18 protein-coding genes and 1 pseudogene are annotated in these 26281 nt (G+C 67.0%); 7 read left to right on the top strand and 12 right to left on the bottom strand.

The annotated features are described in order from the left end of the window. The first annotated feature begins 62 nt into the window (after positions 1 to 62). A complete protein-coding gene (locus N4261_RS09850) occupies positions 63 to 986 on the top strand; it encodes a sialate O-acetylesterase (RefSeq protein WP_261759977.1) in 924 nt (307 codons plus the stop codon). A 221-nt stretch (positions 987 to 1207) separates the two neighbouring features. Here N4261_RS09850 and N4261_RS09855 read toward each other — a convergent pair whose 3' ends face one another. The 3 genes and pseudogenes from N4261_RS09855 to N4261_RS09865 form a co-directional block, all read right to left on the bottom strand. Beyond that, positions 1208 to 1753, bottom strand: a complete 546-nt coding sequence (locus tag N4261_RS09855) for a DUF1697 domain-containing protein (protein ID WP_261759978.1) — start codon at positions 1751 to 1753, stop codon at positions 1208 to 1210. A gap of 92 nt (positions 1754 to 1845) precedes the next feature. Continuing rightward, positions 1846 to 1932 (bottom strand): annotated as a pseudogene (locus tag N4261_RS09860) (nuclear transport factor 2 family protein); the annotation flags it as partial. Between the two features lie 23 nt (positions 1933 to 1955). Then, complete coding sequence (locus tag N4261_RS09865) at positions 1956 to 2804, bottom strand: MBL fold metallo-hydrolase (RefSeq protein ID WP_261760666.1); 849 nt, start codon at positions 2802 to 2804, stop codon at positions 1956 to 1958. Between the two features lie 166 nt (positions 2805 to 2970). Between N4261_RS09865 and N4261_RS09870 the strand changes: the two genes are divergently transcribed. Then, positions 2971 to 3918, top strand: coding sequence for a LysR family transcriptional regulator (locus N4261_RS09870; RefSeq protein WP_261759979.1), 948 nt, complete (start codon positions 2971 to 2973; stop codon positions 3916 to 3918). Here N4261_RS09870 and N4261_RS09875 read toward each other — a convergent pair. After that, positions 3908 to 4552, bottom strand: a complete 645-nt coding sequence (locus N4261_RS09875; protein WP_261759980.1) for an NADPH-dependent F420 reductase — start codon at positions 4550 to 4552, stop codon at positions 3908 to 3910. The two genes, N4261_RS09870 and N4261_RS09875, sit on opposite strands and share 11 nt — an antisense overlap. An 81-nt stretch (positions 4553 to 4633) precedes the next feature. Then, positions 4634 to 5497, bottom strand: a complete 864-nt coding sequence (locus N4261_RS09880) for a pirin family protein (protein ID WP_261759981.1) — start codon at positions 5495 to 5497, stop codon at positions 4634 to 4636. Between the two features lie 110 nt (positions 5498 to 5607). Between N4261_RS09880 and N4261_RS09885 the strand changes: the two genes are divergently transcribed. From N4261_RS09885 to N4261_RS09900, 4 genes are all read left to right on the top strand, one after another. After that, complete coding sequence (locus tag N4261_RS09885) at positions 5608 to 6537, top strand: LysR family transcriptional regulator (RefSeq protein WP_261759982.1); 930 nt, start codon at positions 5608 to 5610, stop codon at positions 6535 to 6537. A 1058-nt stretch (positions 6538 to 7595) separates the two neighbouring features. Further along, positions 7596 to 8303 carry a hypothetical protein gene (locus tag N4261_RS09890; RefSeq protein ID WP_261759983.1) on the top strand — a complete coding sequence of 236 codons (708 nt, stop codon included), beginning with the start codon at positions 7596 to 7598 and terminating at the stop codon, positions 8301 to 8303. 77 nt (positions 8304 to 8380) lie between these two features. Next, on the top strand, positions 8381 to 9076 hold the full coding sequence (locus N4261_RS09895) for a hypothetical protein (RefSeq protein WP_261759984.1): 696 nt from the start codon (positions 8381 to 8383) through the stop codon (positions 9074 to 9076). Positions 9077 to 9377: 301 nt separating this feature from the next. Further along, entirely contained in the window at positions 9378 to 10070 is a 693-nt protein-coding gene (locus N4261_RS09900) for an LON peptidase substrate-binding domain-containing protein (protein ID WP_261759985.1), read from the top strand. A gap of 265 nt (positions 10071 to 10335) precedes the next feature. Here the strand turns inward: N4261_RS09900 and N4261_RS09905 are convergent, their stop codons facing one another. Beyond that, a complete protein-coding gene (locus tag N4261_RS09905; protein ID WP_261759986.1) occupies positions 10336 to 11328 on the bottom strand; it encodes a hypothetical protein in 993 nt (330 codons plus the stop codon). 96 nt (positions 11329 to 11424) lie between these two features. On the opposite strand from N4261_RS09905, the gene N4261_RS09910 reads away from it, so the two are divergent. Then, the gene (locus tag N4261_RS09910) at positions 11425 to 12804 is read left to right on the top strand and encodes a TAXI family TRAP transporter solute-binding subunit (RefSeq protein ID WP_261759987.1); all 1380 of its coding nucleotides are present in this window, start codon (positions 11425 to 11427) and stop codon (positions 12802 to 12804) included. A gap of 26 nt (positions 12805 to 12830) precedes the next feature. Here the strand turns inward: N4261_RS09910 and N4261_RS09915 are convergent, their stop codons facing one another. From N4261_RS09915 to N4261_RS09940, 6 genes are all read right to left on the bottom strand, one after another. Next, on the bottom strand, positions 12831 to 13199 hold the full coding sequence (locus N4261_RS09915; protein WP_261759988.1) for a hypothetical protein: 369 nt from the start codon (positions 13197 to 13199) through the stop codon (positions 12831 to 12833). Continuing rightward, entirely contained in the window at positions 13196 to 13729 is a 534-nt protein-coding gene (locus N4261_RS09920) for an alpha-ketoglutarate-dependent dioxygenase AlkB (protein ID WP_261759989.1), read from the bottom strand. Before N4261_RS09920 ends, N4261_RS09915 begins: the two co-directional genes overlap by 4 nt. Before the next feature lie 86 nt (positions 13730 to 13815). Beyond that, positions 13816 to 15777: a phosphatase PAP2 family protein gene (locus N4261_RS09925; RefSeq protein ID WP_261760667.1), complete on the bottom strand. Its 1962-nt coding sequence runs from the start codon at positions 15775 to 15777 to the stop codon at positions 13816 to 13818. 265 nt (positions 15778 to 16042) lie between these two features. After that, positions 16043 to 16588 carry a nucleotidyltransferase family protein gene (locus N4261_RS09930; protein ID WP_261759990.1) on the bottom strand — a complete coding sequence of 182 codons (546 nt, stop codon included), beginning with the start codon at positions 16586 to 16588 and terminating at the stop codon, positions 16043 to 16045. A 318-nt stretch (positions 16589 to 16906) separates the two neighbouring features. Next, positions 16907 to 25768 carry a GH36-type glycosyl hydrolase domain-containing protein gene (locus tag N4261_RS09935; RefSeq protein ID WP_261759991.1) on the bottom strand — a complete coding sequence of 2954 codons (8862 nt, stop codon included), beginning with the start codon at positions 25766 to 25768 and terminating at the stop codon, positions 16907 to 16909. 95 nt (positions 25769 to 25863) lie between these two features. Beyond that, complete coding sequence (locus N4261_RS09940; protein WP_261759992.1) at positions 25864 to 26082, bottom strand: hypothetical protein; 219 nt, start codon at positions 26080 to 26082, stop codon at positions 25864 to 25866. Positions 26083 to 26281 lie beyond the last annotated feature (199 nt).

Consider the following 26281-nt stretch of genomic DNA (forward strand, 5'->3'; position numbering starts at 1 on the left):
GGCGGCGTCCTCCTTGCTGATCGCCGATGATCGCGGCTCGACGATCGACGATGCAAAGCCGGATGACTGAAGAACGAAAGATTCCCTGGGGTGCCGTGGCCATTGGCGCGGTGGCGGTGCTGTCCTGTGCGGGCATGCTGGCGGCGGGCGTGGCGATGATGCGTCCCGCGAAGAACGTGACGCCGGAGGACAAGCTGGCCAGCCGCATCCAGGGCATTCGCGGCATGCCGGTCACGGCGCCCGATTGCGCGCCGCTGCTGCACGGCGAGCAGCCGGTGGTGGTGCTGGTGATGGGCCAGTCCAATGCCGCCAATCATGCCCAGCCTGCGCGCGAGCCGGCGCCGCCGATGCCGGTGCTGCATGACGGTGGATGCGGCCTGTCCTCCGCCCCGTTGCCGGGTGGCACCGGAACGGGCGGCAGCCTGTGGCCGTCAGTGAACCAGGCCCTGAACGGCCGCTGGCAGGGGCATCCGATCGTCTGGTCGGTGATTGCGGTGGACAGCAGCACCATCGACGAATGGGCCATGCCGCAGAGCCCATTGCGCCAGTACTGGCAGATGCAGGTCGACCGCATCAAGGGCACCCACTGGCCGGTGGTGGCGGTGCTGTGGCAGCAAGGCGAGGCCGATGCCCGCGATCGCACCGCGATGGCTGACTACCGCGATGGCCTGGCTGCGCTGCGTGCCGGTGTGGTGGCGCGTGGCATTGATGCGCCGTGGTGGGTGGCACGTTCGACGCATTGCCCGCCGCATGACGGCGGCCAGGTGCGTGAAGCGGTGCGGCAGCTGCTGGTGATTCCGGACAGCGGTTTCGTGGAGGGTCCGGATACGGACCAGATTCCGGCCGCGGAGCGGGACGGCTGTCACTTCACGGCGCAGGGCGTCAATGACGCGGCGGCGTTGTGGGTCGCGCGGTTGAAGCCGGTGGCGAGTGGCGCGGCGGGGGTGCCCGGGGTGGCGGCGTCCGGGGTGGCGGCCGGGAAATAGTCACTGGCGCGGTTGCAGCCTGGACGATCTTCAATCGATGGAGATCAGGTCGGCGCGGATCAATGGGGATGCGCGACCGGTGTTCCGATTTGAGGACGCGATGGAACGACGTCGATGCGGGCGCCGTGAGCCTCGCTCATCGAACTCCGCGCAGGACATGGTTTCTTTGGCGTTTGAGATGAGGGGCCCGCTTGAGGCTGGGTTGCACTCGCTGAAGGAATTCAGGCGTCCGCTTGATTCACGAGCGCTTGCAGTTTGAGCACGGTGGCCCAGTTTCGCGTGGTGGTGGCCTTGCCGACCTTGCCAAGCAAAGCCTCCGCTGCTTTGCTTTCGAGGATGCCGCTGGCGCAATGCAGGTACGCCGCACTTTCTCCGACGATGAATTGCTCTTGTGACACGGTCAACTGCGCAATGCTGGCGAGGCCCGGCAATGCCTCTGCGTTTTGAACGAAGGCAACCAGCAGGCGCGCGTGATCTTCAGCGGCTTCGGCCAGCTCGTTTTCTGCCACGATCGTCGACAGCTCCCTCGCCGTTTTGACGATGACAGGGACGTCCACATTCAGCTTGGAGGCGATGGCCTCGGCGATCTTTGCGGCATGCCCCGCGGGTGCACCTTTGGCGGCGCTGAACACCACATTGCCACTGTTCAGCAGCGTGGCGACGCCGGTATAGCCCAACTCGCCCATCAGGGTTCGCAGCTCAGCCATCGGAACGCGTTTGGCCTTGCCAACATTGATTCCACGGAGGAGGGCGACGAAGGTGGGCATGGCGATGTGGGTGGGGATGAAGAGACGGTGTCAGGGCGTGGCCTTTGCGGGGTCTGCGCAAGGGGTGGACCATTGGAACCGCAAACAGGCCCTCAGTCCTGCATGGCCCGCGCGACCAGCAAAGTGTCGGTGAACTGCTCGAAGCTGACGATCGTGCCCCCGGCCAGACGCCACACATGGGTGGCGCTGGCGGTCGTGGGGCTCACCACTGCATCTCGCCTTTGTTGACCTTGGCGCCGATGTCGAGTGCCAAGCCCATGCCGGCTTGCGGATAGGCCTTCTTCATCGCGTCGATCAGCTCGGCACCGGTCTTGGCCTTGGCGGCTTCCACATCGAAGCGCTGCAGATAGTCCCGGGTGTAGCGGATGGCGCTGGCGTCCATGGCGGTGCCGGGCGCCATATGGCCGGGCACGACGGTGGCGGGCTTGAGCGCTTCGAGCTCGTCCAACTGCGCGAACCAGGCTTGGCGCTCGCTGGCTTTCTGGGTGTCCGCGGTCCACACATGCAGATTGCCGAAGATCGCGATATTGCCGGCGATGGTCTTGATCGACGGAATCCAGACATAGGGGCGATGGGCCAGCTCGCCGGTGGTGCCACGCACTTCGACGGTTTCGCCGTCAACGATCAAGCTCGTGCCTTGCAGCAGGTCGGGCACGATGGGCTTGTGTGGCGCGTTGGCGCCCATTTTGGGCGCCCAGAAGGCCACCTTGCCGGCCAGCTTGGTCTGGATCTTTTCACGCACGGCCGGTGTGGTCAGCACCTGGGCTTGCGGGAAATACGCCTTCAGCACTTCGGCGCCGAAGTAGAAATCCGGGTCGGCATTGCTGATGAAGATGGTCTTCAGCGTCTTGCCGCTGTCCAGCACATTGGCTGCCACGCGCAGTGCATCGGCGCGGGTGAATCCACTGTCGATCACCAGGGCTTCGGTCTTGCCGCTGACCACCACGGCATTGACATGGAAGCTGTTGCCATCGGCGTTGTAGACCTTCACGGTCAGCGGTGCGGCCGTTTGAGCAGCGGCGCCCGTCGCAGCGGCTGCAACGATCCCCATCGTCAGGGCAGGCAGGAAGAAACCAGTGAGGCGGCGGGCAAAGCGTCGGGGCTGAAACATGGTGCGGTCTCCGTGGAGGGAAGCGAGGGACGACATGCACTCTAGGTTTTTCGATATGGTTGATAAAGTTCGCATCAATTGAATATTTATTGCTTGGATCGATGCAATGGACCGTTTGACCGCCGCGCGCGTGTTCGTCGAAGTGGCTGAGCGCGGCAGCCTGACGCAGACTGCGGAGCATCTGGAGATGTCGACGGCCATGGTCAGTCGCTATCTCTCGGCCGCCGAGGATTGGCTGGGTGCCCGGCTGCTGCACCGGACGACTCGCAAGGTCAGCCTCACCGAGGCGGGCGCCGCCGCGCTGCCCTCGTGTCGGCAGCTGCTGGACGTCGCGACCGACGCGGCGCATCTCGCCGCCGAGCGCGGCCGTGAGCCGGCGGGTCTGCTGCGCATCACCAGTTCCAGCTCGTTTGCCGAGGCCGAATTGACTGCCGCGCTGGTGGACTTTCAGCGCCAGTACGCACAGGTGGAGCTCGTGCTGTCGGTCAGCGACAAGGCCAGCGATCTGGTCGGCGAGCGTGTGGACCTGGCCGTGCGCCTGACCAACACGCTGGACCCGACGATGATCACGAGGCCGCTGGCGAAATGCCGGTCGATGCTGTGTGCCTCCCCCGCCTATCTCGCGCTGCGCGGCCAGCCGCGCACGGCTGAGGACCTGCGTCAGCATCGCTGCATCGCCCATGCCTTCGGCATCGGCAAGCAGTACCGCTTCACCCGGGGCGACGAGACGGTCGAGGTGCCGGTCTCCTGGAGCTTTCACACCAACGAGACGGCGGTGCTGCGGCGTGCCGTGCTCAGCGGTGCCGGCATCGGCATGCTGCCGACCTACTATCTGGGCGACGACCTGAGCACCGGTCGCCTGGTTCGCCTGCTGCCGGACCACGAGCCGGGCGTGCTCGGCATCCACGCCATCTACCTGTCGCGCAAGCACCAGCCACTGGCCTTGCGTCTGCTGGTGGATTTTCTGGCGGCGCGCTTTGCCGGCGACCCCGCGCCCTGGGATCGGGCGATCGAGGCACGCCAGACGGCGGCCCGCCGCGGGTTCAAATCTTGATGAAGTTCGTCGCCGACAGGGGGCCGAAAGGCAACTCCGACAAACGGCCGCCTGATGCCAGCGAGCCGATATCCACAGGGAAGTAGCCGATGGCTTCCAGCACCTTGCGGACAGCCATCTTCGCGTCAAGGTCGTCGCCGGCATAGAACTGCACGCGCTGGCCGCCGGACACTTCGGGCTGCGCCAGCACCTTCACGTCCAGATGATTCAGCGCCTTGACGACACGGGCGCCTGGCACGTGTTGCTGGAAGACTTCGCTCGACGAGCGGCCACCCAGGTCAATGGCCTTGATGCCGTAGGCAGCCAATGGATTGCCGGGGTCTTGAGCATCGGGCGAGTCCGGATCCAGGAACTCGACGGGGTTGGTGGCGTCGATGACGATGCGCTTGTTCCAGGCAGGCAGACCCGCAAGCGCGGTGCCCAGGTCGGTCCAGCGTACGGCGATGAGGACGATGTCGGCCGATGCCGCTTCCGCCACCGTGCCGGCCGTGATGGCGCCGCCGAGTTCTGCCACCAGCGGGGCCAGTGAGGCCGGTCCGCGACGGTTGGCGATGGTTGCTGCGATACCCTTGTTCGCCAGGGCCCGAGCCACGTTGCTGCCGAGGCCGCCTGAGCCGATGATGCCGATGTTCATGAGGTTGTCCTTCGTTGGGTTGAGGTCAGAGGGGAAGTTCAAAGGGAATCTGCGAGGGTGTTCGCCCCTGCTTGTGCTGGATCAGACGAGCCGGCCTGCGGCTTGCAGGCCCAAGCCGAGACGCTTGATTTCGGCTTCGCCGCGGTGCAGCGCGTGCTTGCTGGTGTGCACGGAGTACGTGCCCATGACGAGCGGATGCGGGTGCGGTGCGGCGGAGCCCAGTACGAAGCGTGTGTCGGCCTGCGCGACGAAATCGATGGCTGTCTCCGAGGGCGTGAAGCTGACGAGTTCGCCAGCGCTGATCGCCTCGCCTGCCATCACTTGCCCGCTGGCAACGGCCGCCCAGGCCACGGTGTGACCAGCAGGCGGCGTGTAGCGCCAGCGTTCACCTTGACGTAGCGTCAACGCCAGATAGGTCATGGAGGACGGCGGCTCGATCGCGCTTTGTGCTGCGCCGTAGCGGCCCATCAGCACGCGCGCTGGACCCACTTGCGGCACCTCGGACGGCGCCAGGTACTGGCTGAAGGCGGGTGCGTTCTCTTGATCGGCGGGCAGAGCGACCCACAGCTGAAAGCCCTCGCCGAGCGAGTCGCCCACCGGTTCGCCGGTGTGCCAGACACCGGCACCTGCTTGCATCCACTCCACGCCACCGGCTGGCAACACACCGGCCTTGCCCGTGCTGTCGGCGTAGCGCACGTCGCCCAGCGCCATGAAGGTCAAGGTGGCGATACCCGAATGGGGGTGCATGCCGAAGCGCGTGGCGCCGGCCTGCGCCTTGAAGTTCACCAAGTCCAGAAAGATGAAGGGCTTCAGCACCTGCCCCAGGTCACCCGGGCTCATCAGGCGGGTGATCGGGCCATGCGTTTGGCCCCGGGTGCGGTGCACGATGGCGCGCACTGCACGGGCGGGGACCTCACTGGCTGAACGTGTGGGCAGGGTGGACATCGGTAGGTTGCCAAGCGTTGATGCGATGTCGCAAGCATAGAAAAGCCTTCTTTGCTTGAATAGACGGCACAATGGGATTGGACTCATCCAAAAAGGCAATTAATCCAAGCATGCTGGACCTCAACGATGTCGCCGTCTTCGTGCAAGTGGTGCGCAGCGGCAGCTTTGCCGAGACCGCGCGGCGCCTGGGCATACCGCCGAACACCCTCAGTCGCCGGGTCCAGCAACTGGAAGCGCGGCTGGGCACGCGGCTGTTGCAACGGTCCACTCGCAAGCTCTCGCTGACGAATGCCGGTCAAGACTTCTACGACCGTTGCGCCGGCGCGGTGGAAACGCTCAGTGACGCGGGCCAAGCACTGATGTCCGGCAACGAGGTGCCCAGCGGCTTGGTGCGGGTGGCGGCACCGGCCGAATTCTTCGACTTCTTTCCAATGGAATGTCTTGCGGATTTCCTGGCCGCGCATCCGCTGGTGCGTGTGGACTTCGTCCTCAGCGATGCGCGCGCCGACCTGATCGCAGACCGCATCGACGTCGCCATCCGGGGCGGGGTGCTGGAAGACTCCGGATTCTTCGCGCTTCAGGTGCTCGACGCCGGCCTGGACGGTCTGGTGGCCAGTCCGGCTTACCTCGCCGCACGGGGCGCACCCGCCACCCTGGAGGACTTGGCTGACCACGACTGCCTTTTCTTCGCGCACCCGAGCGGGCGTGCGCCCTGGCGGCTCTCAGGGCTGGATGGCGCCGACGTCGACGTGCAGGTGGCCGGCCGGTTCAGCGCCAACACCGCGCAGGCCTTGCATAAAGCGGCCTTGGCCGGCTTGGGCATTGCGCTGCTGCCGTCGACGATCACGCGTCGTGCACTGAGCACCGGCATGCTGGTGCCGGTGCTGCCGCAGTTCCATCGAAAGGGGCACGGCGTCCACTTGGTCTATCCCAGTCGCCGCCACGTGCCTTCGGCCGTTGCTGCGTTCATTGAGTTGGTGGCCGATAAGCTGAGTGAACTGGAAGACTTGCCAATCACGGTGCCTTGCACGCCTGCCTGAGGTTTGTACCGTCGCCGGTGGGCCGAGTTGCGTGCAGTGGACTTGAGACCACGCTGGAATTTCCGAGACGGCAGGCACCTCCGACTGCGAGCAGCAATGCAGATGCCTACGCCGTTGTAGCGTCATCCATGATTCGCTCATCGCCACCGCCCTGTCCGATCCACACGAATACGTTCGCGGCCAAGCCGACAACGCAGCTTGCGATTTGCAGCTCTATCTCGGGGTCAAGGTCCATGGCGACGACCCGAGCCACACTGAGAAGCTGGCCAATGCCATTGAAGGGCTCAGGCGAGCACGTGACGCCTGACTCAAACGTTTGACTTGATGCAAACACCATCGAATCACGGCGCGCACCTCCTGAGCCAAGCGCACGTCCATCCAGAAGGAGGTCGTTTTGCAAGTGGACCGCTACTGCGGACTCCATCCTTGAAATGCGCCATCGACTTTGCCCACGTATCGGTGGTACAGGACACCAACTGAACAGACTTCATGGGTCACCTTCTCGGCACGGTGGCTTCGGACTTGCCGCACTTCCAGCGCGGAAACATCGATAAGTGACCTTCGGCCAAGTGGTTGGGTGGAGAGCATCCGGAAAATGGGGCTCACGGTTGTCACCACTACGAACCACGATGCCAAGTAGCTCCCAACAAATCGCCTGCAACAAGGCCGCCGAATGCAAACTCCAGGTGAACGCCCATCGCCAGACTTTCGCTCAAGCCAACACGGCTCCGGGGCAGTGTGCAGCAAACGGCTGGGACTTATGCACTGAAACGCTGAACGGTGATTTTGATTTGGACACCCCTGTCGGGCAGGCGCTGTTGACCAGTCTTCTTAGGCACCAACCAAGCCTCATCCAAACGCTCAGTACTTGGCAGCCGCCCGGCGCAGTGGCTAGGCCATTGCCGCAGTCCGCCCCTGTTTCGAGGCCAGGACCGCGCCCTGAAGATGATCTGCCTCCCTGGCTGCGAGAGTATCTATTCGGTCAATGGGGTGGGGCAGGCGCGTGGTCTGAGGTTCGATCGGCGGGAGCCGGCCCCGGCAACATTGTCGGAAATGGAATGGCAGCAGCGCAGGTCGCCAATTTTCTAAGCGCGCAGGGCCAGGCCACATCCCGCCTCAACACCGCAGCGCAGCAGATATCCTCTGGGGCCGCACGGACGATCCGAATCAATCAGTTCATGGACCTCTACAACGCGAATGCGGGCAAGGGTGCCCCTCGCCTGCGCTTGCGGATCCGAAACCTTCCGGTCACCGTCGCATCTGCCATTCCCGCAGCCGACTGGCGCACCAACGGCAAGGGAAACACGCACTCCACGCGGTGGGCGAAACCGACAGCAGGGCAGATAACTGGGGCCGGCGTGGTGGGTGCAGAGCGCCGTTGGGCCCAACGTATGGGCTGGGCAAGCGGCAAAATGGGTACCGGCGTGATCACGTTTGCCCCCACCGCGGCCCTCGATGCCTGGAGCAGCATCGAGTTTGATCTCGACACATCGGGGCAGCGGCGTATCCGTTCGTTTGATACGAAGAAGTTCCTGGTCACCTCCGCTCGCAATCAGAGTGGAAATGCGCTTGGCCTCGCTGCTTCGATCGCTGCAGTTCCTGCGGCCGTCGCCATTGGCGCTGGCCTCGGTATCACAATTGTTGGAGCCCCTTTGGTCCTCGTCGCCCTTGCCACTGGATTTGCCGTGCAAGTCGTTTGGAACTCCTACGGCGGAGCTGATTTCGCTGAAAACCAAGCGCGCGCTGCGCTTGGCGTTTCCCGGTGAGACCGCCAGAGCAACTCAGCGCGCTTAAGGGCACGCCTTTCGCGATGGCGGTTGTCGGCGTGCTAGTGGTGCCGGCCATGTGGGCGTTTTTGCTGCCCATCTCGGCAGTGTTGACGATGGCGCCGGTCACAGGGGTGCTGTTCCTCTTGTACGGCCTTCACATGACTTACCGAAGCCGGTTTTCACCGGATGAAGGCCTGTTGAGTTTCCTCGTCGGTATCGCTTTCTTTGGCAGTCTGTTGGTCGCGTCTACCACCTCGTTGGCGTGGCAAGCACAACGCTCCGACTTGGGAGGTCTGGCGCTGGCATTGGCCGTCGCTGGCGGGACGGGATCCGTGGTGTTGGGATTCCTGGTCGAGAAGCGCAGACTCAGCGACAGGGTGGACGGCATCCCCGTCGTGCTCAAACCTCTGGTGGACCTGCAGAAGCATCGGCTCCGCTCCTTGCCGGTGGAGCGGCCAGCGCCCGCGATTGGTCGCATCGCCTTTCTGGCCGCGCTGGTGATGAATGTGCCGTTGGTGCTCCAACTTCACGGCTTTGATGGGAACAGCGCCCTCTGGCTAGTGATGCCCCTCCTGTTTGCCGCCGTCGCCTATATCCTGGCGACAGGAGTGGGGCCCGCGTTGGCCCGTATTCAGTCGCTGCAAGAAATCGAACGCCGCACCGGTCGCCAGTTCACCACGGAGCGGCTGGAAGAACTTGCGGAGATGCGAAATGGGCTCTGGCTGGCTCGCTGGCTTTGCCGCGACGAGGACTTCGGCGTGGAGCGGTGAGGCCGCCGGCTCCCATTGCCATAAGCCTACCGGCGGGATGTCTTGGACCGCCGGCTCAAGTTGCTTACCCGAAGAACTTCTTTGCGGCATGGTCCCCCGCCTGATATTTCGTGCGGGCCTGCTGATGTGCTCCGGCACCATCGTCGACGCGACGATCATCGCCACGCCCATCGGCCCTCTCAGCGTTCCTGGCACTCCCTGAGCTCGCAAGTGCAATGCTCGCGCGAAGCGCGTCGGCACGTCCTCTCCGAGGTCCGCTGAGGCCTTCGTCAGACGTCGAACCGTGCATTAGCATCCGTCGATGAGCACGCAACCCGCGAAGTGGACGGCTTTGCCGCTGTTTCCATTGCAGACCGTCCTGTTCCCAGGCGGTTCCCTGCCGCTTCGGATTTTCGAGGTGCGCTACCTCGACATGATCGGAACCCGCCACAAGGCCGGCGAGCCCTTTGGCGTGGTCTGCCTGAGCGAAGGGAGCGAAGCCCGCCGACTCGCGACCGGCGCGGCCGAGGGCAGACCCTCCGGTGATGGCTTCGCTCGCGAAGCGTTCTTTCCCGTCGGCACCTTGGCTCGCATCACGAAGTTCGAGCGCCCCCAGCCCGGGTTGATGATGATCGAGTGCGTGGGCGCGCAGCGTTTCCGGATCGAACGCAGCGAGCAACTCAAGCACGGCCTGTGGATCGCCGATGTGGAACTGCTGGCCGATGACCCCGAGATGCAGGTCCCCGACGACCTCACTTTCACCCGCGAGGGCTTGCAGGGATTGGTGCGCCACATCGAACAGAAGATCGATCAAGGCGGCGACGCCTCCCTCCGGCTGCCACTGCTCGAACCCTACCGTTGGGACGACTGTGGCTGGCTGGCCAACCGCTGGTGCGAGTTATTGCCCTTGCATCCTGAACTGAAGCAGCGCTTCATGTCGCTCGACAGCCCCTTGCTGCGGCTTGAACTCGTGTCTGACACGCTGCGCCAGATTGGATTCGCGTTGCCTGACTGACCGGGTCGCGATTGTCGGCGCTCCACTCAAGAACCCACGAAGTGAATTGGCCGGCGAGTTCGAACTGGTGGCCAGTCCAGGCCGCTGGTCAGGGGCGCCAATCGGGCCTCTGACGTCACCGTGATCTCTCAACCCACCCGCTGCTCCCCGCTATCGCAAGCCCAGGTGACACACAGCGACAGGACGGCGCGCGGGCCTGGGGCAGGGCCAACCGGCGCCCTCGACCCCTGCTGAAATCGAGCCCCGGCCTCAAGCAGGCGGTCCCTCAGAGCAGATGACCGAAGAACTCCTGCACGCTGGAAGGCTCGATGCCATCCGATCGCTTCCACCAACTGACGGGGTAGGGCATGTCCACAAAGTGGCGCGGCGGCGTCGCTCTGTCGACGTATCGGACAAACCCCGCGCGATGGCCGGGGTGGGCAGCGGTGGACAGGGCGCCGCAATGCCCCAGCATGCCGATCAGCGCATCGCGCTCGGCCTTGTTCGCTTTCAGGCTTGCGGGCAGCTTCCGGTGCAGCATCGCGCTGGTCGTGCCTGCGGGCGCCGAATCAATGGCGGCCAGGATCTTGCGCAGGAGGGCGACGTCTTCGGAGGTGGGTGAGGGCAGGGGCTCGCGCAACAGGAGCTCCAGGTCCAGCGCGGCGTAGACCGGATAGGCGTGCCGCACGCCGCCCCATTTGAGGCGCTCGAAGTTGTAGACATTGAGGTCCTCTTCCTCCCCGGAGGTGTAGAGACCGCAGACATTGCAGATGACGCCATCGGTGGCAGGGTGCGTGGGCACACGTCGGGCCATGCAATAGCTGCCGAGCGCTGAACGCCAGTCCAGCCGCCGTGTGGACAGGCTCGCGACGAAGGCGTCGCCCACCGCCTGGGGCGTCAACCGGGCAGCGGCCGCACGGGCCCGCTCGATGCTCTCGTCGTGCGTCGGCGAGATCGGATCGAACATGACGCCTTGTGCCTTCGCGAAGGCGAAGTCCGCCTCCGCCGGGCAGCGGGCACCGCTTCTCCAGCCATCTTTCGACCAGTAGGTGTCAAAGAGAATCTTCAGTGCGCGCTTGTCCATCGGAAAGATTCTCTGCCGAAAACAAGCTTGCCTGTGAGGCTGCGCCGCTGGATTGGTGCGATGCGGCCGGCCCGGCGACTTCAGCAGGGGCAGCGGTACTCGCCGCAACAACTCGATCCGCACGCCTCGAATACGATGAGTCGGTCCTCCACTGGCAACGAACCCGCCCATGCGACGCCTCGCCATCACGATCATGCCCACGCTTGTGGCACCCATTCATGCCTGTGCCCCGCACGCCGAGCCGTTCCGCAACGCGCAGCCCCAGGCCGTGCCCGCCCAGGACCGCAAGGCATGACCCCGATCCAGCAATGGCACGCCACTCGCAGCCTGCGCCTGCTGCTGCAGACGCTGCGCGACATGACGGTCTCGCTCGGTCCGCTGCTGCTGCTCGGCGGCGGCCTGCTGGTGGCTGCGTACTGGTGGCTGGATCCTCAGCCGCCGCGCCAGGTGCGATTGGCCACGGGCCCCGCCGGCAGCGCCTACGCCGGCTTTGGCGAAGGCTATGCAAAGGCGCTGGCACGCGAGCGCATCCAGGTGAAGCTGATTGCCAGCGAAGGCGCGCAGGATGATCTGGCCCATCTGCGCGCAGGCACCGCCGATGTGGGCTTCGTCCGCGGAGGCATGGCCGATCCGGTGGCCGATACCGAGGCCGGCATCGTCTCGCTGGGCAGCCTGTTCTATGAACCGATCTGGATCTTCTATCGCCGCGATCTCGGCATCGCACGTCGGCAGCCCGGCGGCGAACTGCAGCGACTGACCCAGTTGCGCGGTCTGCGGGTGAATGTCGACCAGGACGGCAGCGGCGTGCCGCAGATCGTCGAGAAGCTGCTGGCCCTGAACCAGTTGAAGCCGACCGAGCTGCGGCTGTCCAACCTGGCGCCTGATGCCGCCGGCGAGGCGCTGCGGCAAGGTCGGCTGGACGTCGCCGTGCTGATCTCGGCGCCACAGTCCGGGCTGATTCGTGCGCTGCTTCGCGATCCGGCCATCGCGCTGATGGCCTTCGAGCAGAACGAAGCCTATTCCCGCCACCTCCCGTTCCTGTCCACCGTGACGCTGCCGCGCGGCGTGGTGGACATGGCGGCCGATTTGCCGCCGCACGATGTGCCCCTGCTCGCGACGACCACTGCACTGCTCGCGCGCGACAAGACGCATCCCGCGCTGCGCCAGCTCTTTGCGCAGGCGGCGCTGAGCCAGCACAGCGAGGCCGGCTGGTTCAATGGCGCGCGGGACTTCCCCAACACCCGCACCAGCGAGCTGCCAGTCAGTGCCGAGGGTGACCGGGCGATCAACGGCACCCCGCCGGCCTGGGCGCGCTACCTGCCGTTCTGGGCTGGCAATCTGCTGGAACGCATGTGGCTGGTGGTCGGCGGCCTGCTGGTGCTGATGTTGCCGCTGTCGCGCGTGGTGCCGCCGCTCTACACCTTCCGTGTGCGCTCGCGCGTGTTCCGTTGGTATGCGCGGCTGCGGGAAGTGGAAGCCAAGCTGGAAACCGGCACGGGCGAGCGTGAGGCACTGCTCGACGAGTTGGACGAGTTGGACCGCGTCACCCACCGTATTGCGGTGCCGCTGTCCTATGCCGAAGAGCTCTACGCGCTGCGCAACAACATCTATGCGGTGCGCAAGCGGCTGTTGGGGCAGCGGTCCCGGCCGGCAGACGGGCCGACGGAATGATCAGGAAGCGGACCCGCTCCAACGCGTCACCGCTTCTTGGACGAAGGGCAGCTGGAGCTCCAGTCGTCGATGGTCAGGGTCGATAACGACTCGCCGACGGTCACGACTCGAAGGCACTGCTTGCCCCGCTGGTAATTGAACAGACACACCGGCCGATCCACCGCACAGCTTTCAACCTCATGGATCTTTGACTGGATCAGCTCGGTTTCCACCCCGATGTAGTCATACGAGTCGTCAGCATGCACATTGATCGGACGCCAACCGTCTCTGATGAGCTGGTCTCGGGTCTGGATGAAAGAGGCGCCTTTGGTCATCGTGCCTGCCTGCGCTGCCGATAGGGGAAGAAGCGACAGTGCGAACAGAACGGCGACAAGTGACTTGCCCATGGCCTTCATGTCTGTGTCGATTTCACAATCGATCGAAAGGTCAGGCTGATGCGCTCACCGGCGTCGGAGACCTTGGGTATCGCATGCAGCCAGTCATCCTGGATCCGTTGGGTCATGTACAGCAACGAGCCACTGGGAAGCGGATATCGGAACTCCACCGATCGATCCGCTTTGCTGCGAAACACCAGGTCCCGGACATCCCCGAGCGAGATGATGGCAACGCCTGTTCCGGGTGCCAGTTCCTCGATGGAATCGGAGTGAAAGCCCATCGACGAATCGCCGTCTTCGTAGAAGTTCAGCAGACAGTTGTTGGGCAGGAAGCCGAGCGCCGCCTCGAGCTGTGTGCACAGGGGCCGCAACGCGTCGAGCATCTGAGTCGCCGGGTATTGGATTTGCGAGTAGTCATACGAGACGCCGAAGCTCGCAGTTCTGCGCGCTTTCATCCGCTCGTCCCAGACGACCGACTGCTTCAGCCTTTGAAACAGGTCGTGCGAATCACTCAGGAATCGTTCTTCAAAGTGGACTGCAGGCGCATTCATGGCAGAGCTGAGTCTAACGGCGACCGAGCCGCAAGGCCCGACCGCCGTTTCTCACGCAGCAGGCGGCCCAGGGCCGCCGCGGCGCATCAGCCCTCGATCTTGATCGACAGCGTCTTCCCGTCATAGCTCGTGGTGAACTTGGTGAAGCCTTCCACCGTCACCGTCTCAAAGCGGCCGCCCAGCGATTGCGCGCTGGTGATCAGCTGCAGGGTGTCGCCAATGGCCGGCTTGTAGCCGGACTGGAACTTCAGGTTCAGTAGCGCACCCGCTTCCAGCGCCACCGCACCGGTCACCGCCAGGCGGCCCGCGCCAGCAGCGCCCATCGTCAGCTGCAGGGTCGCGCCCTTGCGTTGGCTGTAGCGACCCGCCACCGCCACCGGTGCCGCCGCCTTGGTGACCAGCGTGCCGCCGGCGATGTACACATCGCCCTTGCCCAGCGCGCTGGCGCTGTCGGCCGACAGGATGCCGGCGTCCAGCTGCGTGCCACCGCTGAAGGTGTTGGCGCCGGTGAGGTGCAGCGTGCCGCTGCCGGCCTTGGTCAGCTTGCCGGCGCCGCCGATGTCGTTGCGCCAGCTGTCGTTGGAGGAGAAGCCGCCCAGGGCCGCATCCATCGTCACCGTGACATCGCCGTTGAACGCACCGTAGCCATCCGCGGCGGCGACATAGTTCAGACGGCCCCAGCCTTCTTCGTCGTCCATCACCGGATAGCCGGACGGCAGCGCGGTGGTCTTCAGCACCACGCGGCGCTGGGCGGCGTCCAGGTAGGGCAGACGCGTCTCCAGCAGCACTTCGGCGCTCTTGGGCACCACCGCCGCCTTGGTCTTGTCGCCGATCTGCGGCAGGCCGAAGGTCAGGCGGCGAAGGGCCTCCGCGCGGGTGGCGGCCGGATCGGCAAACCGGTCCACCGCCACGGCCTGCGAGTGGGCATAGGCATTCAGCGCATCGGCCGAGGTGACACCGGCGGCCGACTGCATCGCGGCCTGTGCCTGCTTGAAGGCGTCGGCCTTGAGCGTGTCCTTGTTGGAGCCGGTGGCGATCGCGGCGGCGGCCACAGCCTGGGCCTGGATGCGGCCACCGATCACGTCCAGCGGCGAATGCATGCCGGAGAGGATGCGGTTCTCACCCATCTCCAGCGAGCGGGCCATCAGCTCCTGGAAGCGCTGCGGCACCAGGTAGGCAATCGCCATAGCCTTGCGCACGCCTTCGGCAGTGTGGCCGCTGATGAAGCCGCCGTCGGTCGCCGGCGTGGCGCTCTTGGCCGGCACCAGTTGCGGAACGACCTTCACGTCCGTGCTCCAGCGCCAAGGGCGGGCGTATTTGTAGAAGCGCTTGGCGGGCTCGGTCGAGCCGTTCTCGCCGATGTTGTTGACGAAGTCCACCGCCTTGCCGAGGGTGGCGTTGGTCGCGCTGCCCACACCGACATCCACGCCGCCCTCGTTGTAGAGCACCGTGGTCGCATCGACCGGCATCGAGGTGATGGTGGTCGACATGCCGGCGGCGCTGCGCCAGGCCGGAGCGAGCGGGCCCAGGCCGTCGCTGATGCTGTAGCCCTTGCCGCGCCGGTCATCGAGGTAGGCGGCCAGCGCCTGCGCCTCGGTGCGCTTGGTGGTGACGTCGATCACGTACTGGATGTTGGCGGCATGGATGGTGCTGTTGAGCACCTGGCCATCGGTCGCGTCGCCGGGAATGCCGGTCCAGGTGGACTGGACCACGGCCGGGAAGCTGCCGTTGGCAGCGGCAGTGGTGCCGGCATCGACGATCAGCGAGCTGGGTTTCCAGATCTGCAGGAAGCCCGAGACCACCCGCACACCGGCATTGGTCTCCAGCGTGGCGTAGCGGGCATCGCCGCGTTGGTTGCTGTAGGCGTAATCGACGAAGGGCAGCACCTTGGTCGCGTCCTGCACCGGCGCGGTTTCCACCGTGCCCAGGCCCTTGGGCGCGTCCGGCAGCACCACGGCGACCGGGCTGTCGTTGCCGTCATCAGAGCCGCCGCCGCAGCCGGCCAGCAGGAAGCCGCTGATCAACGCCAGCGCCAGCGGACGCAACATGAAGCGACCCAGCGGCGAATGGGACAGTGCGAAGGACGAGGACGGGGAGGTGTGCGCGTGCATGGCGGCGATTCGGGGGAGGTCGAAAACCGCCGGACTCTAGTGAGCGCAGATGTCGATGCCGTGAAAAAACCGGCTCCCGGGTCAATCGTTTAACCCGCGCGCTACGGCCGGGCGATTCCCGCGCTTTGCGGCGCTCACATCGCACCGAGTGCGCCGCGCTGGTGCACCCGTGCGATCGCTTGACCGAGTCGGGCCGGGGTGGTCAGGCCTGGATTTTCAGCCGTGGCCATCGGGCCTGGTAAGAGGCCGCCTTGCGTTCAAACAGGTCGCGATGCGGCACGAGCGGATTCATGGACAGCACACCCTCGTAGAGACCTTCCAAGCCATAGGGCGCATAGATCTCGCCCGGCCGCACGCCCACACAGGTGGCGGGCACGAGGAAGCGTTCGATGCCCGCCCGCGCATCGCGCAACGGGGCATAGGGATATCCGAAGTCCTCTTCGTACCAGAGATGCACCCGCGCCTGGTTGGCGGCTTCGACGGTGATGCCCAGATCCCCCAGCACCGCGTCCACATGCGACTGAACCTGCTGTTCGGCCTCCCGGCTCAGATCGGCGGGATCGAAATAGAAGAGGTCGTAATCCTTGATGTGGGATTCCGGCGCCCGACCCATCTGCAGGTTCCAGACGGTCTGGAACAGGCAACCGGCGACCAGCCACCCATCGGGCAGATCCAGCAAGGACCAACGATCCAGGATGGCGCGGTTATGGCGATTCGTCAGCAGGTCGGCGAGGAAGCGATCGTGCATGGGCGGAGCGTCGGAGGGCGAAGACAGCCCACCGGATCGGCGAGGAGGGAAGGAGAGCGCGTGCGCGTCGATGGGGGGGATGTGTCGACGCGTCGGGTGCCCGGTGAGTTGCCATTCTTGCTGCCGCCAGGCGTGGCGCCCGGTCAGTGGATTCCCTCTCTTGGCGAACGTGTCCCGCACTGCCATGAGGCGGATCCACGGCCACAGGCGCACAGGATCGGAAGGACGTCGAACGAAGCCGGAACGAGGGCGCAGCGAGGCTGGGTTGACGGCGCGACGATGCCGGAGAAACGCCGCAAGGCGTCCCCCGGCACGTGCTCAGTTGCTGAACGCCGTGGCCTGCGGCAAAGCCACCACCTCCGGCACGCTCACCACCACCACCGCGCGGCCTGGCGTCAGCGAGGCGATCTCCACGCTCTCTCGCGCGTCGATGCGCTGCGCTTCGGGCTCGCGGCTGAGCACCGCGCGGCAGGCGGTCTCGCTGGCGCAGACCACCACCCGCAGCCAGCGTCCGTCGTGGCGAATGCGCACCTCCGCCTGATCCCAGTGCGGCGGCAAGCAGGCCCGCACGCGAAGTCGGCCCTGCTCGACCACCACACCGCAGATCGATTCCAGCGAGGCCCGCAGCAACCAGCCCGCCGAGCCGCTGTACCAGCTCCAGCCGCCACGGCCCACCCAGGGCGCATGGGAATAGATGTCGCCGGCCATGACATAGGGCTCGATGGCATAGGTCGGGCCCAATCGCGGATCGGCCCAGCGGTGCGCCGGACTGAGTCCGGTGTAGACCTGCCACATGGTGTCGCGTTGGCCCAGTTGCGCCAGCGCCATCAGCGCCCAGACCGCCGCATGGTTGTATTGGCCGCCGTTCTCCCGCACGCCGGGGGCATAGGACTGGATGTAGCCCGCGCTCGGCTGCGCCACCGCCAGCGGCGGATGCAGCAACCTCGCCAGCCGCGCCACCGGATCGATCAGGTGGGCACAGGCGCTGGACATCGCCTGACGCGCATGCGCCGGATCCGCCGCCCCGCTGATCACCGCCCAGCTCTGCGCGATCAGGTCGATCTTGCACTCCGGATTCGCGGCCGAGCCCAGCGGCGAGCCGTCGTCGAAGAAACCGCGTCGGTACCAGGCACCGTCCCAGCCCGGACCGTCGACCGCGTGGATCCAGCCGTCCCGCGCCTGTTTCCAGCGCTGGGCCCGGTCATGCTCGCCGCGTGCGGTGGCCAAGGGCGCGAAGTCCTCGATCACCTGGCACAGGAACCAGGCCATCCAGACCGATTCGCCCTTGCCCTCGTGGCCCACACGGTTCATGCCGTCGTTCCAGTCGCCTGTGCCGAACAGCGGCAGGCCATGCTGGCCGCTGCCCAGGCTGCGGTCGATGGCGCGCGCCGCATGCTCGTACATCGAGGCGATCGGCCCGTTGGTCTGCGGGCTCTCGTAGATGTCCTCCGCGCCTTCCGGCACCTGCTGCCCGATGAGGAAGGGCGCCGTGTCGTCCAGCAGCGCCAGATCTCCGGTGCGGGCGATGTAGTGCGCCAGGGCATAGGGCAGCCACAGCCGGTCATCGGAGAAATGCGTGCGGACGCCGGCACCGCCGGGCTCATGCCACCAATGCTGCACATCGCCTTCCGGAAACTGCCGGGCGGCACTGCGACGGATCTGCTCGGCCAGCAGCTGGGGCGCGACGTCGGTGAGCGCCATCGCATCCTGCAACTGGTCCCGATAGCCGAAGGCGCCACCGGCCTGATAGAAGCCGGCACGGGCCCACATGCGGCACACCAGCGTCTGGTAGGGCAGCCAGAAGTTGGTCAACGCATCGAAACGCGGATCCGGCGTGCTGACCTGTCGGCCGCCCAGCAGCTCCGGCCACAAGCCGCGTTGGCGCGCCAGCCGTTCGGCCGGGTCCACCGGCCAGGCCGCCTCCATCAGCTCATGCGCGGCCTGCGGCGAGGCCGCATGCCCCAGCAGCACGCTGAAGCCGGCCGCTTGTCCCGGTTCCAGATCGACCCGCGCACTCAAGGCGGCGCAGGCATCCAGGCCGGCGCCGCAGCGGCGGCTCATCAGCTCCGGCAGCACCAACCGACCGGCGTTGTCGAAGAACTCCCGACGGTCGCAGGTCCAGTCCTGGGCATCCAGGCGCAGCCGGGCCGGCGGCAACGGGGCTGCGCCGGGGCGGGCGGTCGGCGCGCGACCCTGAAGCCCGCCGCCGCTGCCGTCGGCGGGATCGGCCTGCACCGCCCGGTCCGAGGGCTGGCTCGGCCGCAAGGTGAGGGCGGCGGTGGCCATGCCGAAGCCGCCCAGATGATCCAGCTGCGTGGCCGTCAAGGTCATCGCACGTTCCGGCTGCGGCAGTCCGACGCCGCGAGCGCCGACCGTCAGCCAGTCATTGCGGGTGGTCACCGAGAGCCGCTCGCTGCGCGCGCTGCCCATCTGCCATTCGGCCATGGCCACCACCCGAAGGCGACGGCGGCTGCGGGAATCGGTACGGATCTCCACCGACAGCTGCTTCACCGGCGCATCCCGGTCCACGCACCAGCAGAGCTCGATCTGCAGATCGTCCAACTGCTGCCGGATCCTGGAGTAGCCGATGCCGTGCTCGACCGACAGCGGCGCGTCGACCGCCAGGTGTCGGCCCAGCGGCCAGACCCGGCCTTGGTCCAGGTCATGCAGCAAGAGCCACTCGCCCGGTGGGTCCAGCAGCGGATCGTTGGACCACGGCGTGATCTGGTGCATGCGGCTGTTGCCGGCCCAGGTGTAGCCCGCGCCCAGTTCGGTGACCTGGCAGCCGAAGTCGGGATTGGCCAGCACGTTGGCCCAAGGCCGCGAGGGATGACGCTGGGCAGAGACGTCAAAGGAGAAGCCGCCGTCGGCCGGATCGAAGCGGCCTTCCGGCGCGCGGGCGCTGCCGTCCTCCGGCAGGCGCTCGCCGAGGGTGTGCGGCACCGTCAGGCGCTGGCTCTCGTCGGCGGGGCGCATGTCCTCGATCCAGCGTTCGATCTGCTGCGCCAGGCTGCGGCCATCGGCCTGCAGCCGGATGCGGGTGAGCGTCTGCAGCGTGAGGCGCTCGTCGGGCTGCAGGTCGCTGTCTCGCAGCAGATGCAGGGCCGAGCACAGATGGGCCGGACGGCCCTGATGCTGCGCCTGCAGCCGCGACTGCATGTGCTGCAGCGTCTGCTGCACCGGTGCCAGGTAGGAGGTGGGCTCCTCGTTGAGCACCACCAGGTCCACGCCGATGGCATGGGCACTCCACTGCCGCAGCGCCTTCTTCAGCGCGCGCACCAGATCCAGGCCTTCTTCACCGCTGATCTGGACGGCAATGATCGGCCGATCGCCCGAGATCCCGAAGCGCCACAGGGCCCGCCGGTCGCAGCGACCGCTGGGCTCGCGCGCATGCAGCGGTTCGCGGGCCGCCTGGCCGGTGATCAGCGTGTTGAGCTGCAGCATCGCGCCCCAGGTGGCGGTGTCGAACTGCAGCTCGCGCAGCCGGATGCCGCCCATGGTGTGGGACATCGAGGCGCTGCGCTCGACATGCGCCACCTGCCGGTACTTGTCCACCAGCGCCGACAGCAAGTCCAGGTCGCGCGAGGCGGCGGTGCCGAAAGTCAGCTTGACGGTGCCGCCCGGCGGAATCGTCAGACCGGCCTTGATGCCGGCCAGCGGGTCGAGTCCGGTGTCCAGCAATCGTCCGGGCTCGCCGGCGGCGCTGACATCGGCTTCGTCGTCGACAAACACCGCGCCGGCATCGCCCATCGGCCGCGTGGTGCTGCCATAGCGGCCGAGCCAGCGCGCGCGGTCGGCCATCGGCTCGACGGCGCCGAGGTGGCCGTTCAGCCCGCCCAGGCCGTTCATGCCGTTCGCGCCATTCGAACCATTCAGGCCATTCAGGCCATTCGACCGCGCGCTGGCCGGCCCATTCGACATCCCGATCGCGCTGCCGTCCCCGAGCCCTTGCGCATCGGTGCTGGCCAGGAAGTGCACGGCGCGCAGGGCCGCCTCGTCGAACAGGCGGGGGCGACGGCGCAGGTGCAAGGCCTGCTCCGCGCCGTCCCAACGCGCCTGGATGAAGAGGTTGGAGAAGGCGGGATGGGCCTCGTCGCCGCGCTGCGGCGCGAGCGTGGCCTCGAAGCAGGACACCAGGTCCAAGGCGATGGGCGTCTTGCCGTGGTTGGTGAGTTCGATCTGGCGGAGTTCGCAATCGTCCTCGGGGCTGACCCAGACGGTGGTGCAACTGCTCAGGTCGGGCCATCGCGCCTCGTAGATCACCCGCTCGGCCTGCATGCGGGACTGGTAGGTCGCGCGCGGATCGGGCGCCGGGCGTGCGGTGGTGCTGAACCAGTCGCTTTCGCCGGCGCGGCGCAGGAAGAAGAAGCTGCCGTGCTGATCACGCAGCAGGTCGTCCCGCCAGCGGGTGACGCCGGTGCCCTCCCAGTTGCTGTAGCCGCCGCCGTGGCTGCGCAGCACCACCGCATAACGGCCGTTGGTCAGCATGTGGGTCAGCGGCAGGGCTTCGGCCAACGGTTCGGCCTCGCGCACCATGCGGGTCTTGCGCACCGCACGTTGGCGCGGCAGCAGTTCCAGCGGCGGCAGCGACAGCGGCGCCACTTCGCGCGGGGCGCGTTCGTGCAGCAGGGTGGCGACGGCCTTCACATGCGGGTCGCTCATCATCCAGCGGCGCGGCGCCTCGTCGGCCAGCAGGTTGGTCAACGCGACCAGCCCCATCGCCTGGTGATGCGCCATGTAGGTCTGCACCAGGGTGAACGGCGTGCCGGCGGTCTGGCGCTGCGGCGTGTAGTCCACCGCCTCGAAGAAGCCCAGCGTGCCGCGCGCGCCCAGCCGCTCGAAGGCCTGCAGGTCGGCCACCACGGCGGTCGGCGCCACGATCGAAGCCATCACCGCGGCATAGGGGGCGAGGACCCGCTCGTCGGTGGGCAGACGGGCCAGCGCCAGCGTCTGCACGCCTTGCGGACCGTACTGATAGGCCAGGGTGTGATCCTGTCCCGCGATGGCCGATTCCGAGATGCCCCAGGGCGTGCCCCGGCCCAGCGCCTCGGCTTGCTGTTCGGCCACGGCAGTCCGGATCGCCCGACCCAGCGCACTGCCGGCAGGCTCGCGCAGCACCAGCGAGGGCATCAGGTATTCGAACATCGAGCCGGTCCAGGACTTGAGGCCCAAGGTGTCGCCCGCGCCGGTGCGCGCGAAGAAGGGCCGACCCAGCGATCGCCAGTGCTCCGGCGGGAGATCGCCCTTGGCAATCGCGATCAGGCTGGTGAGCCGCGCTTCGCTGGCGAGCAGGTCGTAGTGGTTGTCGTCCAGCTGTTGCGCGTCCTGGCGCCAGCCGATGCGCAGCAGGCGGCGTTCGCGGTCGAACAGGGGCCGGTAGTCGGCCTCCAGGCCCAGTCGGCGCGCACGGGTGGCCAGGGTGCGCAAGGCCTGCCGAGCGTCGATCAGCGCGCTGCCTTGGTCCCGCCAGAAAGACGAGAGCTGCGCCACCAGATCGCGCAGCAGCGCTTCGGCCTGGCCGGCCGCAGACTGGACGGCCAAGGCCGGTGACGGCGCCAAGGCGGAGACCCGAGCCACGGCCACGCCGTCGATGGGCATGCTGGCCGATTCGCTCAGCAGCGTCTGGACCGCCTGCACATGGTGGCTCAGCAGCGCCTGCTGTTCGGGCGCCGCGAGATCCAGCGCCTCGCCATGGCCCAGGGCATCGACCAGCGCGGCACCGGCGGCCAGCTCGGTCATCCCCGCCAGCGGCGGTTGCAGGATGCGCAGCCGGTGCAGGGTGCGGGCCAGGGCGTCGCGCGGGGCTTCGGCGAGTTGCGCCGGTGTCATGTCCGCGGCGATCTCGCAGGCGCGGGCCACGGCCAGCAGATGCGCCGAGCAGTTGCCGCTGTCGACGGCGGAGACATAGCCCGGCGGCAGCACCGCCAGGGTCTCGGTGTCGTACCAGTTGAAGAAGTGACCGTTCCAGCGGGGCAGGCGCTCCAGCGTGTCCAGCGTGGCGGCCAGCCGCTCGGCGCTGGAGACCACGCCGATGAAGCCCAGCTCGCGCGCGCAGGCCACGGTGAGCAGGTACAGGCCGATGTTGGTCGGTGAGGTGCGATGCGCCACCAGCAGATGCGGCGTGAGCTGCACGTTGTCCGGCGGCAGGTGGTTGTCTGCGGCGCCCACATGGGCGTCGTAGAAGCGCCAGGTGTCTCGCGCCAGTTGCCAGAGGTAGTCGCGTCCCTGACGGTCCAGCGGAATCTCCGCATGCCAGAGCGGCGGGCGCGGCCGGCTGGTCCACCAGATCCAGACCGGCGACAGCGCCCAGACCAGCAACAGCACCACGGCCGGGATCAGGTTGACCTGCGCACCGGCCCATGCGGCCGCAGCGAATGCGCCGCCGATGACGACGGCCGCCAGCGGCACCCGCAGATGCTGCCGGACCAGCGCCGGCAGCTCGCGACGTGCGGCCGCCTGCGAGGCCGCCGCGGTGGTCCATTCGAGCAAGCGGCGGTGGCTGACCCATTGCCGCCACAGCGCCCGGGTGATGGCATCCACATACAACAGCGACAGATGCAGCAGCATCGCCACATGCCAGCCGGCCAGGGTGACCGCGCGCAGCAGGTCGCTGCCGGTCTCCCGATAGAAATGTCGCAGCGCGATGCCGTCGCGGCTGGGCACCAGACCGGCCAGCGCGCCCACGATCGGACCGATGGCAAAGGCCGCCGCGACGATCAGCAGCGTGGGCAGCAGCGGCAAGACTTCGGTGCACAGCACCAGCAGCAGCAGCCCCAGCGACATCGGCGCCACCAGCGAGCGGCGCAGGTTGTCGATCAGCTTCCAGCGGTTGATCGGCGCAATGCCGTAATGGCCGGCACGCAGGATGAAGGGCAGCAGCTGCCAGTCGCCGCGGGTCCAGCGGTGCAGACGGGAATGGGCGACATCCGCATGCATCGGCGAGTCTTCGACCAGGGTGATGTCGGACACACCGGCGCAGCGGGCGATGCTGCCTTCCAGCAGGTCGTGGCTGAGCACCTGACCATCGGGCAGTCGTTGGTCCAGGACCGTGTGGACCGCGCGCACATCCAGCAGTCCCTTGCCGGTGAAGCTGCCTTCGCCGAACAGGTCCTGGAAGATCTCGGAGCTGACGGCACTGTAGGGATCGATGCCGAACTGGCCGCCGAACAGGCGGTGGTACGGCGTGCTGTCCCGGTCCTCGGGCATGGGCGCGAGCACGCGCGGTTGCAGGATGGCGTAGCCCTCGACGATGCGACGCCGCGCAGTGTCCACACGCGGTCGGTTCATCGGATGGGCCGCAGTGCCGACCAGCGCGCGCAGGCGGCCGGGCGGCATGTCGGTATCGGCATCCAGCGTGATCAGGTGGCGCACGCCGGGCGAGGGAATGGACAGTGGGCCCAGTTCGAGAAAGGGCGAGGTGGCCAGCGGTGTGAGCGCTTCGGACTGGGCCGGTTGAACGATCACCCGCAGCAGCTCTTCGAGCTTGCCGCGCTTGCGTTCCCAGCCGATCCAGCGGCGTTCGGTGGGGCACCAGCGACGCGGACGATGCAGCAGCAGGAAGCGCGACCGGCCGTCGGGCAGCGGGCCGTGGCGCTCGTTGAGCGCCGCAATCGCATCCGCTGCGGTGACGATGATCATCGTGTCGCCGGGCAGGTGTTCCTCGTAGGCATCGGCGTAATCGCTCAGCAGCGCAAACTGCACATGCGCTTCGGGATTGGCCAGATGGTGCTGCTCCAGCTGCGCACACAGCGGGCCGACCGAGGCTTCGCTGCCGAGCAGCACCGGCATCACCACCAGGGTGCGTTCGGATTCGGGCACGCCTTCGGCAAAGTCCAGGCGGGGCAGCCGGGTGGGCTTGGCCAGCTCGCTGATCCATCGGTTGGTCAGCGCGACCACCGCTTCGCTCACCGGACCGGCGGCCAGCACCACCGCCAGCACCAGCAGCACGGTCGGGACCGCCGGATGGGCCAGGCCGACCAGCCAGTACAGGCTGATGGCCGTGAGCAGCGTCAGCCCGATCAGGTAGGCGGCGGCGGCCCAGTGGTGGCGCTCGTCGAGGTGATGCGGTCCCCAGCGTTTTTGCGGCAGGCCCAGCGCGGCCAGCAACTCGGGCCGGCCGGCGCCACGGCACCAGTAGATCGGCGCGCTGCGGCGGTCGGGTTCGCCGTCGGGTTGCGGCGTGGCATTGCGGGTGAGGGCCAGCAACTGGCGGGCGATGTCGAGCTCGGCCCGGTTGGACTTGCGCGCCAGGCTTTCGATCTCATGCAGGGTCAGATCCTGCGTGTCGCTGGCCTCGGCGGCATAGACCGGCGATTCGCACAGCGTCTGCATCACCGGGCTGACCCCGTGCACCAGCCGGCGCCAGTCGGCCTGATCGATGCGACGCAAGGCGGTGATCGCGTTGCGGATGCTCTGCAGGTCCTTGATGGATTCGTTCTGTTGTTGCGCGAGCACCTGGGCCGGGGAGGGCAGCCGGGTGCTGAGCCAGGCGGCCAGTTCGCCGGAGAGCGGCTGCGGCAGCTCGTCCATGCGGTGGTCCAGCTGCAGCCAGAAGGCCTCGGCCACGCCGCGTTCCTGCATGCGGGGCTCGAGTTTGGTGATTGCGTCCAGGCCGGTGGCGGCGGGATTGCCGTCGAACCAGTGATGGACGATGTCGCGGGCGGCCTGCAGGGTGGCGAAACGCTCGGCCAGCCGGCGCAGGTTTTCGACCAGCACCACCCGCAAGGTGGTGGGCAGGGCCCAGAGTTCGGCCAGGGAGAGCGGACGCTCCTCCTGGTAGGCGCGCAGGTAGGCGCTCAGCAGCTCGGTGTCGAAGCCGCCGTCGGTGTGGGCCACCCAGGCCCAGGCGATGCCGTAGATGCGGGGCAGGCCGGCCAGGGGTTCATCGCGCAGGCGGGGTAGCAGGCGGAAGAAGCCGCGCGGCAGGCCCCGGCGCACCTGATGGGTCTGTTCGTCGAGCAGGGCGGCGTTGTCCAGCAGCCATTTGCCGGAGGCGCCGAGATGGCGGAAGTCGCGCTGGCGTTTTTCGATGAGGCGTCGCGTCTGCTGCAGCATCGCGACGTTTTCATCCACCCGCGGGAAGAATTGGCCCGCGCCGGCCATGCCTTGCACCGCTTGCGCGCGCGCGAGGCTGCGCCCGTGTTGCTCGAATCGCGCCATCCCGAACAGGACGGCGCGCACCGGGGGCTCCAGAGGGCCGAGCGCTGGCTCCAGCAGCGCAAGTTCTTCCGCAATTTCCGGGGGAGGGGACGTGGCCGCTTCGGAGACCCTCGCGTTCATAGCCAATGAGCGAACAATCCCAGGGTGACCGCGCTGAGCGCCACGGTCGTGGCCAGTCGCGGCAGGATCATCCCTTGCACGCGCTCGGCCAGCACGGCCAGGCTGAACCAGCGGCCGCGGGCCTTGGCACACTGGGCCAGATGGCGCTGCAGGACGGTCGCCTGATCATTGGCGGCCACGGCAACCAGGGGCATCGGGACAATGGGACGGTTCATGATGTGTTCCCCTTTTCAAGTTTTGAAACTGATCGTGACTTGGCAAGGGGTGTGCCCGGTGAGGCCGGAGGCACCGAATGGAAAGCGCGGGAGCGCTCCCAGCCGGCGCTCCAGTCCCGTCAGCAGGGACTTTTCGCGTGTTCGTCACGCGTTCGGGCGGCGCTGGCACAGGCGCTTGCCCAAGCATGTGCGGAAATGG

This window comes from Roseateles amylovorans (assembly GCF_025398155.2).
Taxonomy (GTDB): Bacteria; Pseudomonadota; Gammaproteobacteria; order Burkholderiales; family Burkholderiaceae_C; genus Roseateles; species Roseateles amylovorans.